The 19,924-nt window shown below is 72.5% G+C and carries 15 protein-coding genes and 1 pseudogene; 8 read left to right on the top strand and 8 right to left on the bottom strand.

The features are described from left to right. Nucleotides 1-123 precede the first annotated feature (123 nt). Nucleotides 124-864, top strand: coding sequence for an LON peptidase substrate-binding domain-containing protein (locus tag ACFZA0_RS04325; RefSeq protein ID WP_391010964.1), 741 nt, complete (start codon nucleotides 124-126; stop codon nucleotides 862-864). A gap of 78 nt (nucleotides 865-942) precedes the next feature. Next, a complete protein-coding gene (gene ybaK, locus ACFZA0_RS04320) occupies nucleotides 943-1,443 on the top strand; it encodes a Cys-tRNA(Pro) deacylase (protein ID WP_391010961.1) in 501 nt (166 codons plus the stop codon). Nucleotides 1,444-1,687: 244 nt separating this feature from the next. Here the strand turns inward: ybaK and ACFZA0_RS04315 are convergent, their stop codons facing one another. From ACFZA0_RS04315 to ACFZA0_RS04300, 4 genes are all read right to left on the bottom strand, one after another. Further along, nucleotides 1,688-2,350 (bottom strand): AAA family ATPase, encoded by a 663-nt coding sequence (locus ACFZA0_RS04315; RefSeq protein ID WP_391010958.1) that lies wholly within the window; start codon nucleotides 2,348-2,350, stop codon nucleotides 1,688-1,690. Between the two features lie 34 nt (nucleotides 2,351-2,384). After that, a complete protein-coding gene (locus tag ACFZA0_RS04310; RefSeq protein WP_391010955.1) occupies nucleotides 2,385-3,206 on the bottom strand; it encodes an ABC transporter permease in 822 nt (273 codons plus the stop codon). A gap of 174 nt (nucleotides 3,207-3,380) precedes the next feature. Further along, nucleotides 3,381-4,352 carry an ATP-binding cassette domain-containing protein gene (locus ACFZA0_RS04305; protein WP_391011831.1) on the bottom strand — a complete coding sequence of 324 codons (972 nt, stop codon included), beginning with the start codon at nucleotides 4,350-4,352 and terminating at the stop codon, nucleotides 3,381-3,383. Between the two features lie 223 nt (nucleotides 4,353-4,575). Continuing rightward, nucleotides 4,576-5,808: an NYN domain-containing protein gene (locus ACFZA0_RS04300; RefSeq protein WP_391010952.1), complete on the bottom strand. Its 1,233-nt coding sequence runs from the start codon at nucleotides 5,806-5,808 to the stop codon at nucleotides 4,576-4,578. A 150-nt stretch (nucleotides 5,809-5,958) separates the two neighbouring features. Here ACFZA0_RS04300 and ACFZA0_RS04295 point away from each other — a divergent pair, with 150 nt between their 5' ends. Continuing rightward, nucleotides 5,959-6,192, top strand: coding sequence for a hypothetical protein (locus tag ACFZA0_RS04295; RefSeq protein WP_391010949.1), 234 nt, complete (start codon nucleotides 5,959-5,961; stop codon nucleotides 6,190-6,192). An 89-nt stretch (nucleotides 6,193-6,281) separates the two neighbouring features. Here the strand turns inward: ACFZA0_RS04295 and dnaE are convergent, their stop codons facing one another. Further along, on the bottom strand, nucleotides 6,282-9,821 hold the full coding sequence (gene dnaE / locus ACFZA0_RS04290; protein ID WP_391010946.1) for a DNA polymerase III subunit alpha: 3,540 nt from the start codon (nucleotides 9,819-9,821) through the stop codon (nucleotides 6,282-6,284). Between the two features lie 294 nt (nucleotides 9,822-10,115). On the opposite strand from dnaE, the gene ACFZA0_RS04285 reads away from it, so the two are divergent. The 4 genes from ACFZA0_RS04285 to ACFZA0_RS04270 all read left to right on the top strand — a co-directional run bounded on the left by ACFZA0_RS04285 (nucleotide 10,116) and on the right by ACFZA0_RS04270 (nucleotide 14,993). Continuing rightward, nucleotides 10,116-11,441: a DUF2252 family protein gene (locus ACFZA0_RS04285; protein ID WP_391010943.1), complete on the top strand. Its 1,326-nt coding sequence runs from the start codon at nucleotides 10,116-10,118 to the stop codon at nucleotides 11,439-11,441. Between the two features lie 77 nt (nucleotides 11,442-11,518). After that, nucleotides 11,519-12,220 (top strand): hypothetical protein, encoded by a 702-nt coding sequence (locus ACFZA0_RS04280; RefSeq protein WP_391010941.1) that lies wholly within the window; start codon nucleotides 11,519-11,521, stop codon nucleotides 12,218-12,220. A 148-nt stretch (nucleotides 12,221-12,368) separates the two neighbouring features. Continuing rightward, nucleotides 12,369-13,184: a thioredoxin domain-containing protein gene (locus tag ACFZA0_RS04275; protein WP_391010938.1), complete on the top strand. Its 816-nt coding sequence runs from the start codon at nucleotides 12,369-12,371 to the stop codon at nucleotides 13,182-13,184. Nucleotides 13,185-13,292: 108 nt separating this feature from the next. Then, on the top strand, nucleotides 13,293-14,993 hold the full coding sequence (locus tag ACFZA0_RS04270; RefSeq protein ID WP_391010935.1) for an alkaline phosphatase D family protein: 1,701 nt from the start codon (nucleotides 13,293-13,295) through the stop codon (nucleotides 14,991-14,993). Between the two features lie 23 nt (nucleotides 14,994-15,016). Here the strand turns inward: ACFZA0_RS04270 and ACFZA0_RS04265 are convergent, their stop codons facing one another. Continuing rightward, a complete protein-coding gene (locus tag ACFZA0_RS04265) occupies nucleotides 15,017-15,601 on the bottom strand; it encodes a dienelactone hydrolase family protein (protein WP_391010933.1) in 585 nt (194 codons plus the stop codon). A 127-nt stretch (nucleotides 15,602-15,728) separates the two neighbouring features. On the opposite strand from ACFZA0_RS04265, the pseudogene ACFZA0_RS04260 reads away from it, so the two are divergent. Next, nucleotides 15,729-16,796, top strand: a pseudogene (locus ACFZA0_RS04260) (mechanosensitive ion channel family protein); the annotation flags it as partial. A gap of 310 nt (nucleotides 16,797-17,106) precedes the next feature. Here the strand turns inward: ACFZA0_RS04260 and ACFZA0_RS04255 are convergent. Both ACFZA0_RS04255 and ACFZA0_RS04250 read right to left on the bottom strand, forming a co-directional pair. Next, entirely contained in the window at nucleotides 17,107-17,847 is a 741-nt protein-coding gene (locus ACFZA0_RS04255) for an SDR family oxidoreductase (protein ID WP_391010930.1), read from the bottom strand. Between the two features lie 87 nt (nucleotides 17,848-17,934). Then, nucleotides 17,935-19,521 (bottom strand): Na+/H+ antiporter, encoded by a 1,587-nt coding sequence (locus tag ACFZA0_RS04250; RefSeq protein ID WP_391010927.1) that lies wholly within the window; start codon nucleotides 19,519-19,521, stop codon nucleotides 17,935-17,937. Nucleotides 19,522-19,924: the final 403 nt, after the last annotated feature.

Here is a 19,924-nt window from a genome sequence, read left to right as displayed (position 1 = left end):
CACGGCGGGACGGCCCGCGGGGGCCGTGCGGCCGGGCCCCGCGGGCGCGGCGGGACCGTCCGGGCGCGGCCGCGGCGGGAGCGCAGACCGTGCCCGCCCCCAGGGCCATTAGGCTTTCGCGTCGTGACCACCGTCCGGCTTCCGCTCTTCCCGCTGAACTCGGTGCTGTTCCCGGGACTCGTTCTTCCGCTGAACGTCTTCGAGGAGCGCTACCGCGCGATGATGCGCGCCCTCATGAAGACCCCCGAGGACGAACCGCGCCGCTTCGCCGTCGTGGCGATCCGCGACGGCCGCGAGGTCGCCCCGACCGCGTCCGGCATGCCGGACGGGTCGGCACCGCCCGACCTCGGCCCCACCGCCGGCTTCGGCCCCGACCCCGCCAAGGTGCTGCACGGCGTGGGCTGCGTGGCCGACGCCGCCACGATCCGGGAGCGGCCCGACGGCACCTTCGAGGTGCTGGCGACGGGCACGACCCGGGTGCGGCTGCTGTCCGTGGACACCTCCGGCCCTTACCTGACCGCCGAGTTCGAGGAACTGACCGAGGAACTCGGCGAGGAGGCGGGCGCGTTGGCCGAGGGCGTGCTGCGCGCCTTCCGCCGCTACCAGAAGCGGCTGGCCGGCGCGCGCGAGCGGTCGCTGACCACCGGGGCCGAGCTGCCGGACGAACCGGCCGTCGTCTCCTACCTGGTGGCCGCCGCGATGATGCTCGACGTCCCGGCCAAGCAACGCCTGCTCCAGGCACCGGACATCGCCTCGCGGCTGCGTGACGAACTGGGCCTGCTGCGCGCGGAGACCGCGATCATCCGCAGCCTGCCGTCCCTGCCCGCGGCGGAACTCACGCGCGGCCCGACAAGCCTCAACTAGCCACCCCGGGGCGCCGGTCGACGGTGCCGCGCCCCGACTCCCCATCCCCCGAGGGAAGAACGGGAAGAGCGCGCCCCCATGGTGAAGAAGTCCAAGAAGCAGCAGCCCGGCGGCACGCCCGCGACGGTGGCCCTGACGGCCGCGGGAGTGCCGTTCACGGTGCACGCGTACGAGCACGACCCGGCGCACCCCTCGTACGGGGAGGAGGCGGCCGAGGCGATGGGCGTCTCCCCGGAGCGGGTCTTCAAGACGCTGGTGGCGGACGTCGACGGGAGCCTCACGGTCGCCGTGGTCCCGGTGGCGGGGTCGCTGGACCTGAAGGCGCTGGCCTCGGCGGTCGGCGGCAAGCGCGCGGCCATGGCGGACCCGGCGCTCGCCGAACGCACCACGGGTTACGTCCGCGGCGGCATCTCCCCGCTGGGCCAGCGCAAGCGGCTGCCGACGGTGCTGGACGACTCGGCCTCGGCGCACGCCACGGTCTGCGTCTCGGCGGGGCGGCGCGGCCTGGAGGTCGAGCTGTCCCCCGCCGACCTCGCCCGCCTGACGGACGCGGTCGTGGCGCCGGTGGGCCGGGCGTAGACGGAACCCGTACGCGGGCCCTCTCGACGCGGTGCGCGTTCTCCGTTAAGCACGGAGGGCATGGCGAAGAGGACGCGCAAGCGGAAGTGGCGCACCAGGAAGGGCCGGGCGAACCACGGGAGGCGCCCCGCGTAGGCACGCGGGTCCGCGGCGCACGGACCGGGCCCGTCGCGTCGGCGCCCCCGGAACACGGCTCGGCGGCGCACCCGGGCCCCGGCGGGCGGACGGTGGCGCGGCCGGCGTCCTACTCCGCCGTCGGCAGCGTCAGCGGTTCGTCGGGGTGGAAGGGCTCCGGGTCGCGGGGCCCGAACAGTGCCGTCAGGCCGAGGTGCACCACCAGCGCGGCGATCGGCCACGCGAGCAGGGCACCCTTCGCGCCGAGCTTGAGCGGGGCGGAGAACGTCACGTTCTTGCCGACGTCCTTGGCGTGCGCGACGACGTCCGAGGTGGGGCCGAGCCACACCCCGAGCCGCCAGGCCACGACCGAGGCGAGCAGACCGCCCACGGTGAGCGCCACCACCAGCGGCACTCCCCCGCGCCTGCGCAGCAGGAACACGGCCGCCGCGGTCACCGCCCCGAAGGCCAGGGCGAGCAGAGTGAACGTTCCGTCGACGCCGACGGCCTGCTCGCCCTCGGAGTCCTTGAGGTAGACGACCCAGCTTCCCTCGGTGACGTCGCCGACCAGCGGCACGTGCGGGGCGAGCCACCACCACAGCAGGCCCAGCAGGACGCCGCAGACCGTGAGTCCGAGGGCGATCAGGACGGCGTCCCGGATCTCGGTCCTCAGCCCGGGGCCGTCCTGTTCGTGGCCGGCCGACCCGGCGCCGGAACCGGCGTGGGCCTGCCCGGTCCGGTCCTGGGAGGGCTGGTGGTGCGGCGGTGGCGGCGGAGTCAGCGGTGCGGTCACCCTGACATCGTGCCAGGCGCGTCTGTGCGGCGCGTCACCGGACAGCCGCCCGACGGTACGCCCACGTCGCGACGGCGAGCGAGACGACCCCGACGCCCGCGCACACGGCGAGGTCGCCGAGGACGAAAGCCCAGTCCGGGTGGGGTCCGAAGGTCCGCGCGAGGGCCTCTACGCCGTACGTGGACGGCAGCAGGTCGCGGGCCAGGCGCACCACCTCGGGCAGCCGGTCGGGCGGCAGCACGCCCAGGAGCAGGGCGCCGGACATGCCGAGCTGGCCAAGCAGGGTGGCCAGTTCGGGCCGGGGCGCGAGCAGCCCGAGGGCCGCCCCGAGTCCGGCCAGGGCGGCACCCGCGAGCGGGATCACCGCCACCAGCACCCACAGGTGGGCCATCGGCAGCCCGAACAGCACGCACCCGAACACCGCGGTCACCACGGTCCCGGGCACGGTGAACGAGGCGTACGCGCCCGCGGCGCCCAGGACGACGGCGGCGGGCGGCACGGGCAGCGTGGCGTAGTGGTCGAGGCCGCCGCTGGCGCGGAGCTGGCCGAAGTACTGGGCGAGCAGGTTCAGCGCGACGAACGCGACGACCAGGACGGCCGAGCCGGCCACCACGGACCGGGCCTCCTCGCCGCCGTCGACGACCCCGCGCATCAGGACCATGATCCCGACCGACTGGAACGTCGCGACGAACAGCAGCGGGATCCGGGCCACCCGGGCGCGCGAGAGCTGCGCCCGGTACACGGCGGCGAGGCAGGGCCACAGCCGGGCGCGCGGCCCGAGCTCGGCCTCCTCGCGGACGCCGCGCCCGGCCACGGCCCCGACGCCGGGCAGAACATCGACGGGTACGGCACTCACCTCGGGCTGCTCCTCATCCCTGACGGCTGACTGCGGTTCCGGGGCGCGGCCCCGGAGGTGTGGTCCCCGGGGACCTGTCGCACGGCGTCGGGCACTCCCGCGCCCGGACTCCGGCGCGGGCTCCCGTACGGACCATACGGACACGGCGGCTCCCGCGCTCACACCCGCCCGCGGTCACGCCTTCACCAGTCCCCGGGTGTCGCCGCCGAGCGCCAGGTACACGTCCTCCAGGCTCGGCGTCGCGAGGGTGAAGTCGTCGAGCGCGGCGAAGGCGGCGCCGCCGGTGACGGTGGCGACGGCCGCGCGGGCCTCGTCCGGGGCGAGCCGCAGCGTCCAGCGGCGCCCCGACTCCACGGCGCGGTCGCGCAGCGCGGCGACCGCGGGGACCTCCAGCGGGGCCCGCTCGCGCCACACCAGTTCCACGCGCACCTCGCCGGCGACGCTCTCCTTGAGGCCGGCGGGGGTGTCGCAGGCGATGACCCGGCCCCGGTCCAGGACGGCGACCCGGTCGAGGACGGTCTCCGCCTCGATGACGTTGTGGGTGACCAGCAGCACCGTCGTACCGCTCTCGGCGCGGCGCCGGTTCACGGCGGCCCACACGGCGCGGCGGGCGACGGGGTCCATGCCGGTGGTCGGCTCGTCCAGGACCAGCAGCGGGCGTTCGCCGACGAGGGCGGCCGCGAAGCAGGCGAGGCGGCGCTGGCCGCCGGAGAGCTTCTTCAGCGGGCGTCCGGCGAGCGCGGTGAGGCCCAGTTCGTCGAGGACGGCGTCCCGTTCGGCGCGGGCCTGCCGCAGTTCGAGGCCGCGCAGCCGGCCGGTGGTCTCCGCGGCGAGGGAGACGGTCAGCTCGTCGAGGGCGGTGGACTCCTGGCCCAGGTAGCCGAGGATGCGCGCGGCGCGCTCCGGGTGGCGCACGATGTCGTGGCCCAGGATCTCGACGGTGCCCCGGTCGGGCCGCATCAGCCCGGTGAGCTGGCGCACCAGCGTGGACTTGCCGGCCCCGTTGGGTCCGAGGAGGCCGAAGATCTCGCCGCGCCGGATGTCGAGGGTCACCTCGTCGGTGGCCCGGATCTCGGGGGCGGCGGGCACGCCGCGGCGGGCGCGGACGGCGGGATACGTCTTGGTCAGTCCGCGCACCGCGCACACGACAGCGTCCCCGTGTCGAAGTGCCTGTGCCGTGCGCGTACTCACAAGGGACGAGAGTACGTGGTCCGCGGGCGCCGCCCGTTCCCGGGGCGGCCCGGGGGCACGAACCCGCCACGCCCGACAAAGCTCCCGTCACGGGTCGCACAGGGGACGGCACACGGACGGTCAGGAACCGGCAAAGGGGGCCGGGGGCGGGTGGGCGGGAGGCCGGGCGCCTTCCGGGTCACTCGGCGGCGGGGGCGTGTTCCGGGGGCGCGGGGACGTCGACCACCCGCCAGAAACCGGCCCGGATGGCGTAACGGTCGTGCTCGTCGATCTGGTCGTCCTTGTGCGCGAGGAGGCCGAACCGGGCCGCGTAGCGCAGCAGCTCGCCGTCGACGCGGTGCGGGATGCGCGGGTACATCGTGGACAGCTTCTGGAGGTGGACCTGGTCGCCGAGGCGTTCCACCCAGCGCCGGGCGAAGACCTGTCCGACCTCGTAGGGGTCGCCGCCGACCGTGGTGATGTCCTCCTCGCGGTCGGCCCAGCGCTGCTCGGCGGTGGTCAGCTGCGCGAGGGTGGGCAGCGACGCGGCCTCGGGCGGTTCGAAGGACGACCCCGGGCGCTCGACCCACCCTTTGTCGGAGGACCAGCGCAGGGTCGCGTTGGCCGGGGCCTGGGCGGGCGCGGCGGCGGGGGCGGCGGTGCCGGGGGCGCGCAGCGCGGCCAGGTCCTTGGGCGTGGGCACGCCCTTGGTGGCCTGGACCCGTTCCTCCGCGGTGTCGCGGGAGACGGGCGCGGTGTGTTCCGCGCGCTCGGCGCGGCGGTCGCCGCCGCCCGCGAGGCCGGACGACTCGGGCAGCGGCGCGGAGAGGATCGCGGCGATCTCGGGGCGCGGCACGGGCTGCGGGGCGCAGATCCCGCCGACCTCCTTGGCGCGGACGGCCTGGGTGATCCACGCGCGGTCCAGGACGCGGCGTTCGTCGGCCTCGGCGACGAGGTCCTCGGACTGGTTGTAGTCGCCGTCGGCGGCCTGCACGGCCCAGAGGTGGACGGCGACCCCGTGTTCCTTGGCGGCCATCATGCCGGGCAGCAGGTCGCCGTCGCCGGTGACGAGGACGACGTCGGAACAGGCGCGGTTGCGGGCCAGTTCGGTCAGTTCGGCGTGCATCGCGGCGTCCACGCCCTTCTGGGCCCAGCGGCCGTCGCTGCGGGTCAGCGCGCCGAGCCGGACGGTGACGCGGGGCATCACGCGCAGCCTGCGGTGCTCGGGCTGCGGGACGCGGTCGGGGGCGCCGTCGAACCAGTAGATGCGCAGCAGGGGCCGCTCGGTGTCGGCCTCGGCGCGCTCGCGCAGCCCCTGGACGAGGGCGGTGTGGTCGACGGTGATGCGGGACCGCGAGGGTTCCCCGGCGAGGAGGCTCGCGGCGGCCCCCAGCAGATACCCGGCATCCACCAGGACGATGCAGCGGTCCACGCGGTCCACCCTCTTTCCGGGAGGTTTGCTTCGGGCTTGCTTCGAGTCTGCCCGACGGCGCCGGGGTTAACGGCTCGAACTCGATCTTCGGCGTGGCGTTTCGCACGCTCGTGTGCCGACATGCCCTGTCACAGACGGTGATTGTCCAAAATGCGACTCATCTCAGCCTATGTGAATCTGGTCGCGGCCCTGGCCCCTAATCCCCGCTGGAGGCAGATCCCCATGGCCAAGAACAAGAACAACCGTGATCGCAAGCAGCAGTCGGAGCGCGCGCAGCAGTCCGCGGAGCAGTCGGCCGTCGAGTCGCGCGTCAAGTCGGCCGTGGAGGCGTCGCCTTCGGACGTGGCCCGCAAGCACCGGGAGCGTCGTTTCGGCCACAACTGACAACGGCCCAAAGGCCGTTGAAGCCGGACACACGGCAACGAGGGGCGTACCCGGTGCGGGTGCGCCCCTCGTCGTGCGGGATCCGGCGTTCAGCCGGCCAGGCAGGCCGGGCCGAGCAGTACCTTCAGGTCGCCGAACAGCGCCGGGTCGGGCTTCACCCGGTGCCGGTCCAGGCGCAGGACCGTGGTCTTGGTGGGCCCCTGGAGCTTGATGCGGACCTCGCTGTCGCCGCGGTGGTGGGTGAGGATCTCGCCGAGGCGGCTGACCATCGGCGGGGTGACCCGGGTCGCCGGGATGGTGAGGATCACCGGTGCGTTGGTGCCCGCGTTGGACAGGTCGGGCACCTGGAGCTCCATGGCGACCAGGCGCGGCACGTCCTCGCGCTTGTCGAGGCGCCCCTTGACGAACACCACGGCGTCCTCGACGAGTTGGGTCGAGACGAGCTGGTAGGTCGCCGGGAAGAACATGCACTCGATGGAGCCGGCGAGGTCCTCGACGGTGGCGATCGCCCAGGCGTTGCCCTGCTTGGTCATCTTGCGCTGGAGGCCGGAGATGATGCCGCCGATGGTGACGACCGCGCCGTCCGAGTGCTCGCCGCCGGTGAGTTGGGAGATGCCGGCGTCGGCCTTGTCGGAGAGGACGTGCTCAAGTCCGAACAGGGGGTGGTCGGAGACGTAGAGGCCGAGCATCTCCCGTTCCTGCGCGAGGAGATACGTCTTGTCCCACTCGTCGGTGGTGAACTCGACGTCGAGGCCGAAGCCCGGTTCGTCCGCGCCCTCGTCGCCCATGCCGCCGAAGAGGTCGAACTGCCCCTCGGCCTCCTTGCGCTTGACCTGGACCACGTTGTCGATCATCGGCTCGTACTGCGCGGTGAGGCCCTTGCGGGTGTGCCCCATCTCGTCGAACGCGCCCGCCTTGATGAGGGACTCGGTGGTCCGCTTGTTGCAGACGACCGCCTCGACCTTGTCGAGGTAGTCGGGGAAGGAGACGTACTTCCCCTTGGCCTTGCGGCTGCGGATGATCGCCTCGACCACGTTGGTGCCGACGTTGCGGACCGCGGAGAGGCCGAAGAGGATCACGTCGTCGCCCTGGGCGGCGAAGTTGGACATGGACTCGTTGACGTTGGGCGGCAGCACCTTGATGCCCATGCGGCGGCACTCGTTGAGGTAGACGGCCGACTTGTCCTTGTCGTCCTTGACCGAGGTGAGCAGCGCCGCCATGTACTCGGCCGGGTAGTTGGCCTTGAGGTACGCGGTCCAGTAGGTGACCAGGCCGTACGCGGAGGAGTGCGCCTTGTTGAACGCGTAGCCGGCGAAGGGGACCAGGACGTCCCACAGGGCCTGGATCGCCTCGTCCGAGTAGCCGTTCTTGCGGGCGCCGGCCTGGAAGATGCCGAAGTTCTTGGCCAGTTCGTCGGGCTTCTTCTTGCCCATCACGCGGCGCAGGATGTCGGCCTCGCCGAGCGAGTACCCGGCGACGATCTGGGCGGCCTTCTGCACCTGCTCCTGGTACACGATGAGGCCGTAGGTGAGGCCCAGCGTCTCCTTCAGGGGCTCTTCGAGCTCCGGGTGGATCGGCGTGATCTCCTGGCGGGCGTTCTTGCGCTCCGCGTAGTTGGTGTGGGAGTTCATGCCCATCGGGCCCGGACGGTACAGGGCCGAGACGGCGGAGATGTCCTCGAAGTTGTCGGGCTGCATCTGGCGCAGCAGCGAACGCATCGGGCCGCCGTCGAACTGGAAGACGCCGAGCGTGTCGCCGCGGCACAGCATCTCGTAGGTCTTCGGGTCGTCGAGCGGGACCGACAGCAGCTCCAGTTTGACGCCCTTGTTGGCCTCCACCATCTTGACGGCGTCGTCCATGATCGTCAGGTTGCGCAGGCCCAGGAAGTCCATCTTCAGCAGGCCGAGCGACTCGCACTGCGGGTAGTCCCACTGCGTGATGGTGACGCCGTCGGAGTGCCGCACCCAGATCGGCGCGTGGTCGACGATCGGCTCGCTGGACATGATCACGCCGGCCGCGTGGACGCCCATCTGCCGGACCAGGCCCTCGACGCCCTTGGCGGTGTCGATGACCTTCTTCACGTCCGGTTCGTTCTCGTACATCCCGCGGATCTCGCCGGCCTCGCTGTAGCGGGGGTGCGCGGGGTCGGTAATGCCGGAGAGGTCGATGCCCTTGCCGAGGACGTCGGCGGGCATGGCCTTGGTGAGCCGGTCGCCCATCGCGTACGGGTAGCCCAGTACGCGCGCGGAGTCCTTGATGGCGTTCTTCGCCTTGATCTTGCCGTAGGTGCCGATCATGGCGACCTTGTCGGCGCCGTACTTCTCGGTCACGTACCGGATGACCTCGACGCGTCGGCGTTCGTCGAAGTCGATGTCGACGTCGGGCATGGAGACGCGCTCGGGGTTGAGGAACCGCTCGAAGATCAGGCCGTGCTCGATCGGGTCGAGGTCGGTGATGCCCATGGCGTACGCGACGATCGAGCCGGCCGCGGAACCTCGGCCGGGGCCGACCGCGATGCCGTTCTTCTTGGCCCACATGATGAAGTCGGCGACGACGAGGAAGTACCCCGGGAACCCCATCTGGATGATGACGTCCATCTCGTACTCGGCCTGCTTCTGCCGGTCGTCGGGGACGCCGCCCGGGTAGCGGCGGTCCATGCCGACCCGGACCTCCTCCTGGAACCAGGTGACCTCGGTGAAGCCCTCCGGGATGTCGAACTTCGGCATCAGGTCGCGCTTCTCGAACATCCCGGCGGTGTCGATCTGTTCGGCCACCAGGAGCGTGTTGGCGCAGCCCTGCTGCCAGGCGTCCGAGGAGTCGACGGCGTACATCTCGTCCGTGGACTTGAGGTAGTAGCCGGTGCCGTCGAAGCGGAAGCGGTCCGGGTCGGAGAGGTTCTTGCCGGTCTGGATGCACAGCAGCGCGTCGTGCGCGGTCGCCTCGTGCGCGTACGTGTAGTGCGAGTCGTTGGTGACCAGCGGCGGGATGCCGAGCTTCTTGCCGATCTCCAGCAGGCCGTCGCGGACCCGGTGTTCGATGTCGATGCCGTGGTCCATCAGTTCCAGGAAGTACCGGTCCTTGCCGAAGATGTCCTGGTACTCGGCGGCGGACTTCAGCGCCTCGTCGAACTGGCCGAGCCGGAGCCGGGTCTGGAGCTCGCCCGAGGGGCAGCCGGTGGAGGCGATGAGCCCCTCCGACCACTTGGAGATCGTCTCCTTGTCCATGCGCGGCCACTTCTGGAGCCAGCCCTCGGCGTACGCGTCCGAGGACAGCTTGAAGAGGTTGTGCAGTCCGGTGCTGTTCGCCGCCCAGATCGTCTTGTGCGTGTAACCGCCCGAACCGGACACGTCGTCGCGCTTCTGGTGCGGCTGGCCCCACTGGATCTTGCGCTTGTTGCGCCGCGACTCGGGCGCCACGTACGCCTCGATGCCGATGATCGGGGTGACGCCCGCCTTCTGCGCGGTGTGGAAGAAGTCGTACGCCCCGTGCAGGTTGCCGTGGTCGGACATCGCGATGTGCGTCATGCCCATCTCGTTGCACGCGTTGAACATGTCCTTCAGCCGCGCGGCACCGTCCAGCAGGGAGTACTGGGTGTGGACGTGCAGGTGCGTGAACGGCGGCTTCGACACGGCTGGGGCCTCCGGGGCGGGACGGGAGCGGGGTCAGCTCGGAAGTCTATGCCTCGCCACCGTCACCGCGCGGGCTCCCCCGCGAGACCCGGCGAGGTTCCCCGGCGGCTCGCGCGACGGCACTCCAACGGCTTGTCCGCGCGCGTTCGCCCGCGCGGGACGGGCACTCCCGCGTAGGTTCGTCCGTTGGAAAAAGTGGCGCGGGCGGCGCGCCGCCGGCTCCCGGCCGGCCCCGCCCCGGCAGTAACTTCCGTCACGTTCGTCCCGCACCACCGCACCAGGAGGCACCCAGCGATGTCGGTCCCGCAGCTCAGCGCCGAGCAACGCGGCGAGGAGATCCTCGCCGTCTTCGACACCGCCTTCGGCGAGCTCCTGGCCGCCGATCCGGCCGCGTTCCGGGTCAAGTTCCGCAAGATGGCCGCCTCGGCGTTCGCCTTCTACCGCGGCACGGCGGCGCTCTTCTACCACGACGTCGACCCGGAGAAGCGCGGCGGCCCGTTCCTGGACGAGCGCACCTCGCGGGTGTGGATCCACGGCGACCTGCACGCGGAGAACTTCGGCACCTACATGGACTCCAACGGGCGCCTGGTCTTCAACGTCAACGACTTCGACGAGGCGTACGTCGGCCCCTTCACCTGGGACCTCAAGCGCTTCGCCGCGTCCGTCGCGCTCCTCGGGTACGCGAAGGCGCTGAGCGACGGGCAGATCGGCGACCTGGTCACGGTGTACGCCACGGCCTACCGCGAGCGGATCCACGCGCTGGCCACCGGCGCCAAGAGCGACGAGGTACCGCCCTTCACCCTGGACACCGCGCAGGGGCCGCTGCTCGGCGCGCTGCGCGTGGCCCGTTCGCTGACCCGTTTCGAACTGCTCGACTCGATGACGGAGATCCGCGACTTCGAGCGCCGCTTCGCGCCCGGCGGCGGCTCGGTCGAGCTGGACGCCGCCACCCGCTACAAGGTGCTCGCCGCCTTCGACGGGTACCTGGAGACGCTGCCGGAGTCGTCGCTCGCCCGCCCGGACTCCTACCGGGTCAAGGACGTCGTCGGCCGCCGCGGCATCGGCATCGGCTCGGCGGGCCTGCCCTCGTACAACATCCTCCTGGAGGGCAACAGCGACGCCCTGGAGAACGACGTGGTGATCTACGTCAAGCAGGCGCAGACCCCGGCCGTCTCGCGGCACGTCACGGACGCGGCGGTCCGCGGCTACTTCGAGCACGAGGGCCACCGCACGGTCATCTCGCAGCGCGCCCTCCAGGCGCACGCGGACCCGTGGCTGGGCTGGACCGAGCTGAGCGGCGCCGGACAGCTCGTCGCGGAGGTGTCGCCGTACGCGGTGGACCTCGACTGGAGCGACATCGACGACCCGGAGGAGATCTCCGCCGTCGTCGCCGACCTGGGCCGCGCCACGGCCGCCATGCACGCGGCGGCGGACGACCAGTCCGGCGAGTCCCTGGTGCCGTTCTCCACCGAGCGGGCCATCGACGCGGCGATCGCCGCCGACGAGGAGGGTTTCGCCCCCCTGCTCGTCGATTTCGCCCACTCCTACGGGGCCCGCGCCCGTGCCGATCACCAGGTGTTCGTGGATCTCTTCCGCAACGGTCGGATTCCGGGGCTGTAACCCTTGTCTCTCTCAGCACACTTTCAGTGACCCTTTAGGGGTTGCTTACCGGGGGGCGTGACAGACTCTCCTCCGCTATGGACATATCCGGGACCCAGCTCAGAGCCGTGCGCGCGGCGCTGTTCACGGCTTTCGTCGTGACGCTCAGCTCCGCGTCGCACGTGCTGCTGTCCCGGGCCCCCCTGCCGTCGGCCACGGTGGCCGCGACCGCCGCCGCCGTGTTCGCCGTCGCCTACGCGCTGGCCGGCCGCGAGCGGGGCTTCCGCCGCATCGCCGGGCTGCTGATCCCGCTGGAGCTGGCCGCCGACACCGTCTTCACCAGCGGCCAGCACTTCTGCTACGGCAGGTCCGGCGGCCCCGTGACGGGCGCGCTGCGCTCGGTCGGCTTCGACCTGCTGTGCGGCGGCTCCACCGACGTCGGCATGCCACTGACCCGGGTCACCGACACGGTCACCGGCGCGGGCACCGGCCGGCTGCCCGCCCTGCTCGCCGACGCGAGCCCGGCCACCGCCTGGCTGCTGCTCGGCGCGCACGTGGGCGTGGGCCTGCTGGCCGCCGCCTGGCTGCACCGCGGGGAGCGCGCCCTGGAGCAACTGCTGCGCGCGGTCGCCGCCACGACGTTCCGCCCGCTGCTGCTCGCCGCCGCCGCCTTCGGCGCGCGGCTCGCCCCGGTGCGCCGCATGCCGCGCCCGGCGGCACGGTCCCTCACCCCTCGCGCCCGGCTGCTGGTGCACTCCCTGGGACGGCGCGGACCGCCGTGCTCGCCGGTTCTCGGCTGAGGATTCGCACACCCCGGAGACCTCGCGGGCCGGCGACTCCACGACACCCGTCGCCCCGCCGCGAACTCCGCGCGACACCACGAGCACCACCCGTCCCCACCCGTATCCCGCGCACCGGACGTGCGCGTCCCACAGGGAGACCTCCACCATGAGCAAGCGGAACAACCAGGCCTCGAAGACCGCCGCCCGCGAGCGGCTGCGCCTGGAGCGCGAGCGGCAGGCCAAGCGGGCCAAGGCCAAGCGGCAGGCCATCGTCGCCTCGTCGGTCGTCGCGGCACTGGTCGTCGCGGCCGGCATCGGCTACTTCATCGTGCAGGCCAACAAGCCCGACCGCTGGGAGTCCGTGAAGGGCGACAAGATCGTCGCCCCGGCCAACACCTCGGGCACCAACGGCACGGTTGTGACGATCGGCAAGGCGGACGCGCCGAAGACCCTCAAGATGTACGAGGACCCGCGCTGCCCGATATGCGCCCAGTTCGAGCAGACGGTCGGCTCGACGGTGACGAAGGACGTCGCCGCCGGCAAGTTCAAGATCCAGTACATCGGCGGCGCGTTCCTCGACGACTCGCTCGGCGGCGAGGGCTCCAAGGACACGCTGAGCGCCATGGGCGCCGCGCTGAACGTGAGCCCCGACGCGTTCGCCGCGTACAAGTCGGCCCTCTACTCGAAGAAGTGGCACCCCGAGGAGACCGACGACAAGTTCAAGGACGACTCCTACCTGATCAAGGTGGCGAACACCGTCCCGGCCCTCAAGAACAACGCGGCCTTCCAGAAGAACGTCAAGAGCGGCAAGTACGACGCCTGGGCGCTCGCCATGTCGAAGACGTTCACCAACAACAAGGACAAGGTCACCGGCACCCCGAGCCTGGTCATGGACGGCAAGATGCTCCAGACCTCGGACGGCAACCCGCCCATGACGGTGGCCGACTTCAACAGCCTGATCACCCCGGCCCTGGCCTCCTGAGCCGGCGCCGGCATCCCGCCCGGGACCGGCGACATCCGGACGAAGAGCGGGCGAACTCTGCGGAGTTCGCCCGCTCTTGGCGCGTACCGGTCAGTAATCTCGTCGCCCGTGACGAGTCGACAGAGATCCCCGCAGAGCGCCCCCGCCGCCCGGGAAGCCGCTTCCGGCACTCCCGCCGCCCCCACGCCGTCCCCGCGCCGCCGCACCGTCGTCAAGGCGGCCGCCGCCACCGCGGTGCTGGCCGCACCGCTCGCCGCCGCGCTGCCCGCCCGCGCCGCCGGGGCACCCGCCTTCCTGCACGGGGTCGCCTCCGGCGATCCGCTGCCCGACGGCGTGCTGCTGTGGACGCGCGTCACACCGGTGCCCGAGGCGGTGCCGGGGTCCGGGCTCGGCCCCGACACCGAGGTCGGCTGGGTCGTCGCCACGGACCGCGCGCTGACCGGTGTCGTCGCGCGGGGTTCCGTCACGGCGAGCGCGGCGGGCGACCACACCGTCAAGGCCGACGTACGGGGTCTGGCGCCCGCCACGGACTACTACTTCGGCTTCACCGCCGGACCGGCCGTCTCGCCGGTGGCCCGCACCCGGACCGCGCCCGCCGCCGACGCGAACGTGTCCGGACTGCGCTTCGGTGTGGTCTCCTGCGCGAACTGGGAGGCCGGGTACTTCTCCGCCTACCGCCACCTCGCCGCCCGCACCGACCTCGACGCGTGGCTGCACCTCGGCGACTACCTGTACGAGTACGCGAGCGGCGAGTACGGCACCCGTGACACGGTCGTCCGGCCGCACTCCCCCGCGCACGAGATCATCACCCTCGCCGACTACCGCACCCGGCACGGCCGTTACAAGACCGACCCCGACCTCCAGGCGCTGCACCACCGGGCACCGGTCGTCGCGATCTGGGACGACCACGAGTTCGCCGACAACGCCTGGTCCGGCGGCGCGGTCAACCACACCGAGGGCGCCGAGGGCAGCTGGACCGACCGCAGGGCGGCGGCCCGGCAGGCGTACTTCGAGTGGATGCCGGTGCGGCAGGCCGTCGAGGGCACCACCTACCGGCGGCTGCGGTTCGGCAGGCTCGCCGACCTGTCCCTGCTCGACCTGCGGTCCTTCCGCTCGCAGCAGGCGGCCTCCGGCAGCGCCGCCGTGGACGACCCGGGCCGCACGATCACCGGCCGGGCCCAGCTGGACTGGCTGAAGGCCGGCCTCGCCGCGTCCGACACGGCCTGGCGGCTGATCGGCAACTCCGTGATGATCGCGCCGTTCGCCGTCGGCGCGCTGCCGGCGAGCCTGCTGGCGCCGCTGGCCGAGCTGCTCGGGCTGCCCCGGGGCGGCCTCGCGCTCAACACCGACGAGTGGGACGGCTACACCGCCGACCGGCGCGAGCTGCTGGCCCACCTGCGCTCGCACGCGATCCGCAACACCGTGTTCCTGACCGGCGACATCCACATGGCGTGGGCCAACGACGTGCCCGTGGACGCAGGTACGTACCCGCTGACGCCCTCCGCCGCCACGGAGTTCGTGGTGACGTCGGTGACCTCCGACAACCTCGACGACACCGCGAAGCTGCCCGAGGGCACCGTCGCCGCGCTCGCGGAACCGGAGATCCGGCTCACCAACCGGCACGTCCACTGGGTCGACACCGACCGGCACGGCTACGGCGTCCTCGACGTGACCGCGGACCGGGCGCAGATGGACTTCTACGTGCTGTCCGACCGTACCGACCCGGCCGCGACCTCGTCCTGGATCCGCTCGTACCGCACCCGCAGCGGCACGCAGACCGTGGAGCGGGCGAGCGCGCCGGTGGCCTGAGCGGACGGGGCGCCGCCGGCCGCTCAGGCCACCGGCGTCCGGAGACCGTCGAGGAAGCCGAGTGCCACCCGCCAGGTGGCCTCGGCGGCCTCCTCGTCCCAGTCCGGCAGCTCCGGGTCGGTGTAGAGGTGGCCGGCGCCCGCGTACCGGTAGATCTCGACGTCCGCGCCGGCCCGGCCCATCTGGAGGTACCAGGCGCTCAGCCAGTCGTCCGTCTCGAACGGGTCGGGCTCGGCGACGTGCAGCTGTACCGGCAGCTCGTCGAGCGTGACGTTGGGCGCGAGGTCCGAGGTGCCGTGCAGGAGCAGCAGGCCGCGGGCCTTCTCGTCGCCGAGGGCGAGGGTCTGGGCGATCGAGGCGCCGAGCGAGAACCCGGCGTAGACCAGTCCCCGTTCCGAGTAGGGCGCCGCGGCGAGGACCGCGCGGCGCAGCAGCTCGTCCTTGCCGATCTCGTCCTTGCGCGCCATGCCGTCCTCGACGGTGTCGAAGAGGGCGCCCTCGAACAGGTCGGGGGTCCAGACCTCGTGCCCGGCCGCGCGCAGCCGCTCGGCGGCCTGCCGCACCGCGGGCCGCAGGCCGTAGGTCGAGTGAAAGAGCACGATGTTCATGGGGCCATCGTGCCAGCCGGGACGGACGTGCCGTATCTCACGGTCCCCGCCGCGTCGCCGGGCCCTACCCAGGAACGCGCGGAAGTCACATGTTCATCACCCCCGCGTCCCGGTTACGTTCGCAGGCATGGAGAACGTACTGCGCCCACTCGTCGTGGTGGGGGGATCGGTCGTGCTCACGCTGTTCTTCGGCTGGGCGATGGACCTTCTGCTGCGCAAGGCGGACGAGCGTCACCGGGAGACCCCGCTGTGGGGTCTGCTGCGCCGGGGACGCGTCCCGTTCCAGCTCGTGCTGTTCGTGGCACTGCTCAGAGGCTCGTTCGACCAGGCGAAGCTGCTGGTCGAACACCGGGTCGGCATCGGCCAGGCGCTGACGCTGATCCTGATCGGCGCCACCGCCTGGCTGGTGATCCGTATCGCGTCGGCTGTGGTGGAGACCTCGTACAGCCGGTACGCGCGCGTGCACCACGACGCGGCGCGGGTACGGCGGGTGCGCACCCAGGTCTCGCTGATCATGCGCGTGGTCGCGGCGGTCGTCGGAGTGGTGGCCGCCGCGTCCATGCTGCTGACGTTCCCCGCGATGCGCGCGGCCGGTGCCTCGCTGCTGGCGTCGGCGGGCATCCTGGGCATCGTCGCCGGTGTCGCCGCGCAGTCGACGCTGGGCAACCTCTTCGCGGGGCTCCAGATCGCGTTCGGCGACATGGTGCGCATCGGCGACACCGTGGTGGTGAACGGCGAGTGGGGCACGGTCGACGAGATCACGCTGACCTTCCTCACCGTGCGGACCTGGGACGAGCGCCGGATCACCATGCCGGTGTCGTACTTCACGTCGAACCCGTTCGAGAACTGGTCGCGCGGCGGTGTGCAGATGACCGGCATCGTCTACTGGTACCTCGACCACAACGCGCCCCTGGAGGCGATGCGCGGGAAGCTCAAGGACATCCTGCGTCACTGCGCCGCGTGGGACGGCCGCGCGCACGGTCTCGTCGTCACCGACTCGACGCCGAACACCATCCAGGTGCGGGCACTGGTCACGGCGAAGGACGCCGACGACATCTTCACGGTGCGGGTCACGGTCCGCGAGGAGATGATCCGCTGGCTGGCGGAGGAGCACCCCTACGCCCTGCCGCGCGTCAACACCGCCGACGCGGTCGTGCCGCCGGGTGCGGCCCGGGGGCACGAGGCGCCGGACGGCCCCGGCGGTTCCGCCGGCGTCGACGGCTCCCCCGCCGGGCACAGCCTGTCGAAGGAGAGCGGTCCGGTGGAACGGGGCCCGGTGGACGACCGCCCCGGCGAGTACCGGGACGGCTTCCGCGAGGACATCCGCGACGGGCACGAGCGGGACGGCCACAGCAGCGGGCGGCGCGGTCCGTTCCGCGAGAAGCGCCGCACCGCGGGCGACGGCGCGATGGCCGGCCGCTCCAAGGACGGCCCGCGCTGGGGCCGCGACTGATCCCGCGCCCCCCGCGTCAAGTCCCTTTGTCCGGTCAGGATCTGACGGCACGTCAATGACCGCGCTCGGCGCCCCCGTTGACCTGCACGACCTGTGAAGTGATGTGCGCGGCCCCCGCCGACGCCGGCCAGTGGAGCGTGGCACCGACGTCGCCGGGGGTCGCCGCCCGCCCGGTGGAGGTGTCCGCGATCAGCCGGGCGCGCCGCTCCCCGGTCATGCGGTCACCGAAGAACTCGGTGTCCTCGACATAGCCGGGCGCGACCACGTTCACGGTCACCGCGCGCGGCCCCAACTCCCGTGCCAGGTCGTGCGCGTAGGGGTGCAGTCCGGCCTTGGCCGCGCCGTACGCGCCGCTGCCCGAGCCCCGGTACGCGGCGATCGAGCCGACGAACAGCACCCGGCCGCCCGGTGACGCGAGCCGGTCGCGCAAGGCCTCGGTGAGCAGGGCCGCGGTCAGCGCGTTCTGCCGGAAGTTCACCGTCCAGTCGTGCGCGACGGCGTCGAGCGGGTCGGCGCCGTCCGCCGGGGGTTCGAGGTTGCCCGCACCGCCCGCAGCGTTCACCAGGACGTCGACGGTACCGAGCCGTTCGGCCACGAACCGCTCGACGCGGCGCACCTGTCGCGGGTCGGTGAGGTCCGCGGGGAGGGTGAGCGCACCGGGCACGGCGGCCTTCTCCAGGACGTCGGCCCTTCTGCCGAGCAGCAGCACTTGATCCCCGTCGGCCGCGAAGAGTCCGGCCGTCGCGAGCCCGATCCCGGTGCCACCGCCGCTGATCACCACGTCACGAGTCACGGCCCGACCCCGGCCGGGGTCCACCGCAAGGGAATTGGTGTCCCGGGCGTCCAACCCGCCGTCACGACAGGGCACTTGGCGCCCGGCTCACCGCAGGCTGCGCACGTCCAGGTGGCGCAGCACGCGGTCCACGATCTCCGGGTTCGCGCCCGGTTCGCTGCGGGCCGCGAGCACCTCGTGCCGGGCCGCGCTCAGCATCTCGCTCTGGATGCGGCGGATCCGCTTGACCCGGCGCACGCGCTGGATCTGCGCCTCGCGGCGCTCCTCGTCGCCGAGGTCCGGGCTGATGCGCAGGCCGATCTCGGCGGCGCGGCGCAGCATCTGTTCGGAGACCTCCTCGGGCAGGTCCTCGACGGCCTCGATCTCCTTGAGCCGCTGCCGGGCCGCCTTGGCCGCGCGGACGGCGAGTTCGTGTTCGAGCTGCTTCTCGACCTCCGTGTCGGACTGCACCCCGAGCCGTCGCACCAGCCACGGCAGGGTCAGCCCCTGGAGCACCAGCGTCGCCATGATCACGCCGAACGCGATGAACACGATCTCGTCGCGGTCGGGAAAGGCGTCGCCCGCGTCGGTCTCCAGCGGGATGGCGAGCGCCAGCGCCACGGAGGCCACGCCGCGCATACCGGACCACCACATGACGACGGTCTCCCGCACCGTCATCGGGATGTCCTCCTCGGTGTTGCGGCGCGCGTGCATGCGTTTGGTCAGCCAGGACGCCGGCAGCAGCCACAGCAGCCGGACCAGGACCACCACGGCGACCACGGCCCCCGCCCAGCCGAGCAGTTCGCCCCAGCGCCCGGACGCCGTGCGCAGCGCGTTGTGCAGTTCGAGTCCGATCAGGCCGAACGCGACGCCGGTGACGAGGGTGTCGACGACGTCCCAGAAGGTGTGCCCGGCCAGCCGGGTCAGCACGTCGTCCGCGTCGGTGGCGTACTCGGCGAGGAACAGCGCGGTCGTCAGCACGGCGAGCACGCCGGAGCCGTGCAGTTCCTCGGCCAGCACGTACGAGGCGTACGGCACGAGCAGGGTGAGCCCGATCTGGAGGGTGGAGTCGTCCAGCATGCTCATCAGCTTGTTGGCGCCCCAGCCGAGCGCGAACCCGATCGCCACCGCGACGACGGCGGACAGGACGAGGTCTAGCCCCGCGCGCCAGGGCGAGAAGGTACCGCTGACGGCCGCGGCGATGGCGACGTGGTAGAGCACGATGGCCGTCACGTCGTTGAACAGGCCCTCGCCCTCCAGGATGGAGACGAGCCGTCGCGGCAGCCCGAGCTGGCCGGCGACGGCGGTCGCGGCGACCGGGTCGGGCGGGGCGACCAGCGCGCCGAGCGCGACGGCGGCGGCGACGCCGAGCCCCGGCACGATGGCGTGGGCGACGAGCGCCACGCACAGGGTGGTGACGAAGACGAGCGCGACGGCCAGCAGGAAGATCGGCCGCTTGTTCGCGGTGAACTGACGCCACGACGTCCGCCGGACGGCCGCGTAGAGCAGCGGCGGCAGCAGCGCGGGGAGGATCAGCGCGGGCGGGATGTCGACGTTGGGCACGAAGTCGAGCACGGCCAGCACGATGCCGAGCAGCGTCATCAGCACCGGGGCCGGCAGCCTCAGCCGTTCCCCGACGGGCACACTGATCACGGCACCGAGCAGCAGCACGAACAGCAGGGCCAACTGGTCCACGACGAGGGCTCTCCGAGCGCTAGACGATCAAGGACATCCGGACGTCCAGCGTGCCACGCGCGTCCCTTTTCCGCCGGATGCCCAGCCGCCGCCGGGCCATGCCCTGCCACGACGGCGGCGACCCTCGGGCGGCGCCGCGTTCGGGGGGCGGTCGGGGGCGGTCGGGGGCGGTCGGGGGCGGTCGGGGGCGGTCGGGGGCGGTCGGGGGCCCTGAACGGGGCGTACCGGTCCGGAGGTTCCGGCCGGGGCCCGACCGGGCGTCCCGGTGCACCGGCGGGCCGCGACGCAAGGCCCGCGTCGGGCAACTTCGTCACAGGTATGCCCAGGCACCCGGGCGGACGCCACCGTCGCAGGGCTGCCCGATGCCCAGGTCGGACGGCGCACTCGTAAGTCCCGCCCGACG

The organism is Streptomyces sp. NPDC008150 (assembly GCF_042956945.1).
Classification (GTDB): domain Bacteria; phylum Actinomycetota; class Actinomycetes; order Streptomycetales; family Streptomycetaceae; genus Streptomyces.
This window is presented reverse-complemented; position numbering and strand designations above follow the sequence as displayed.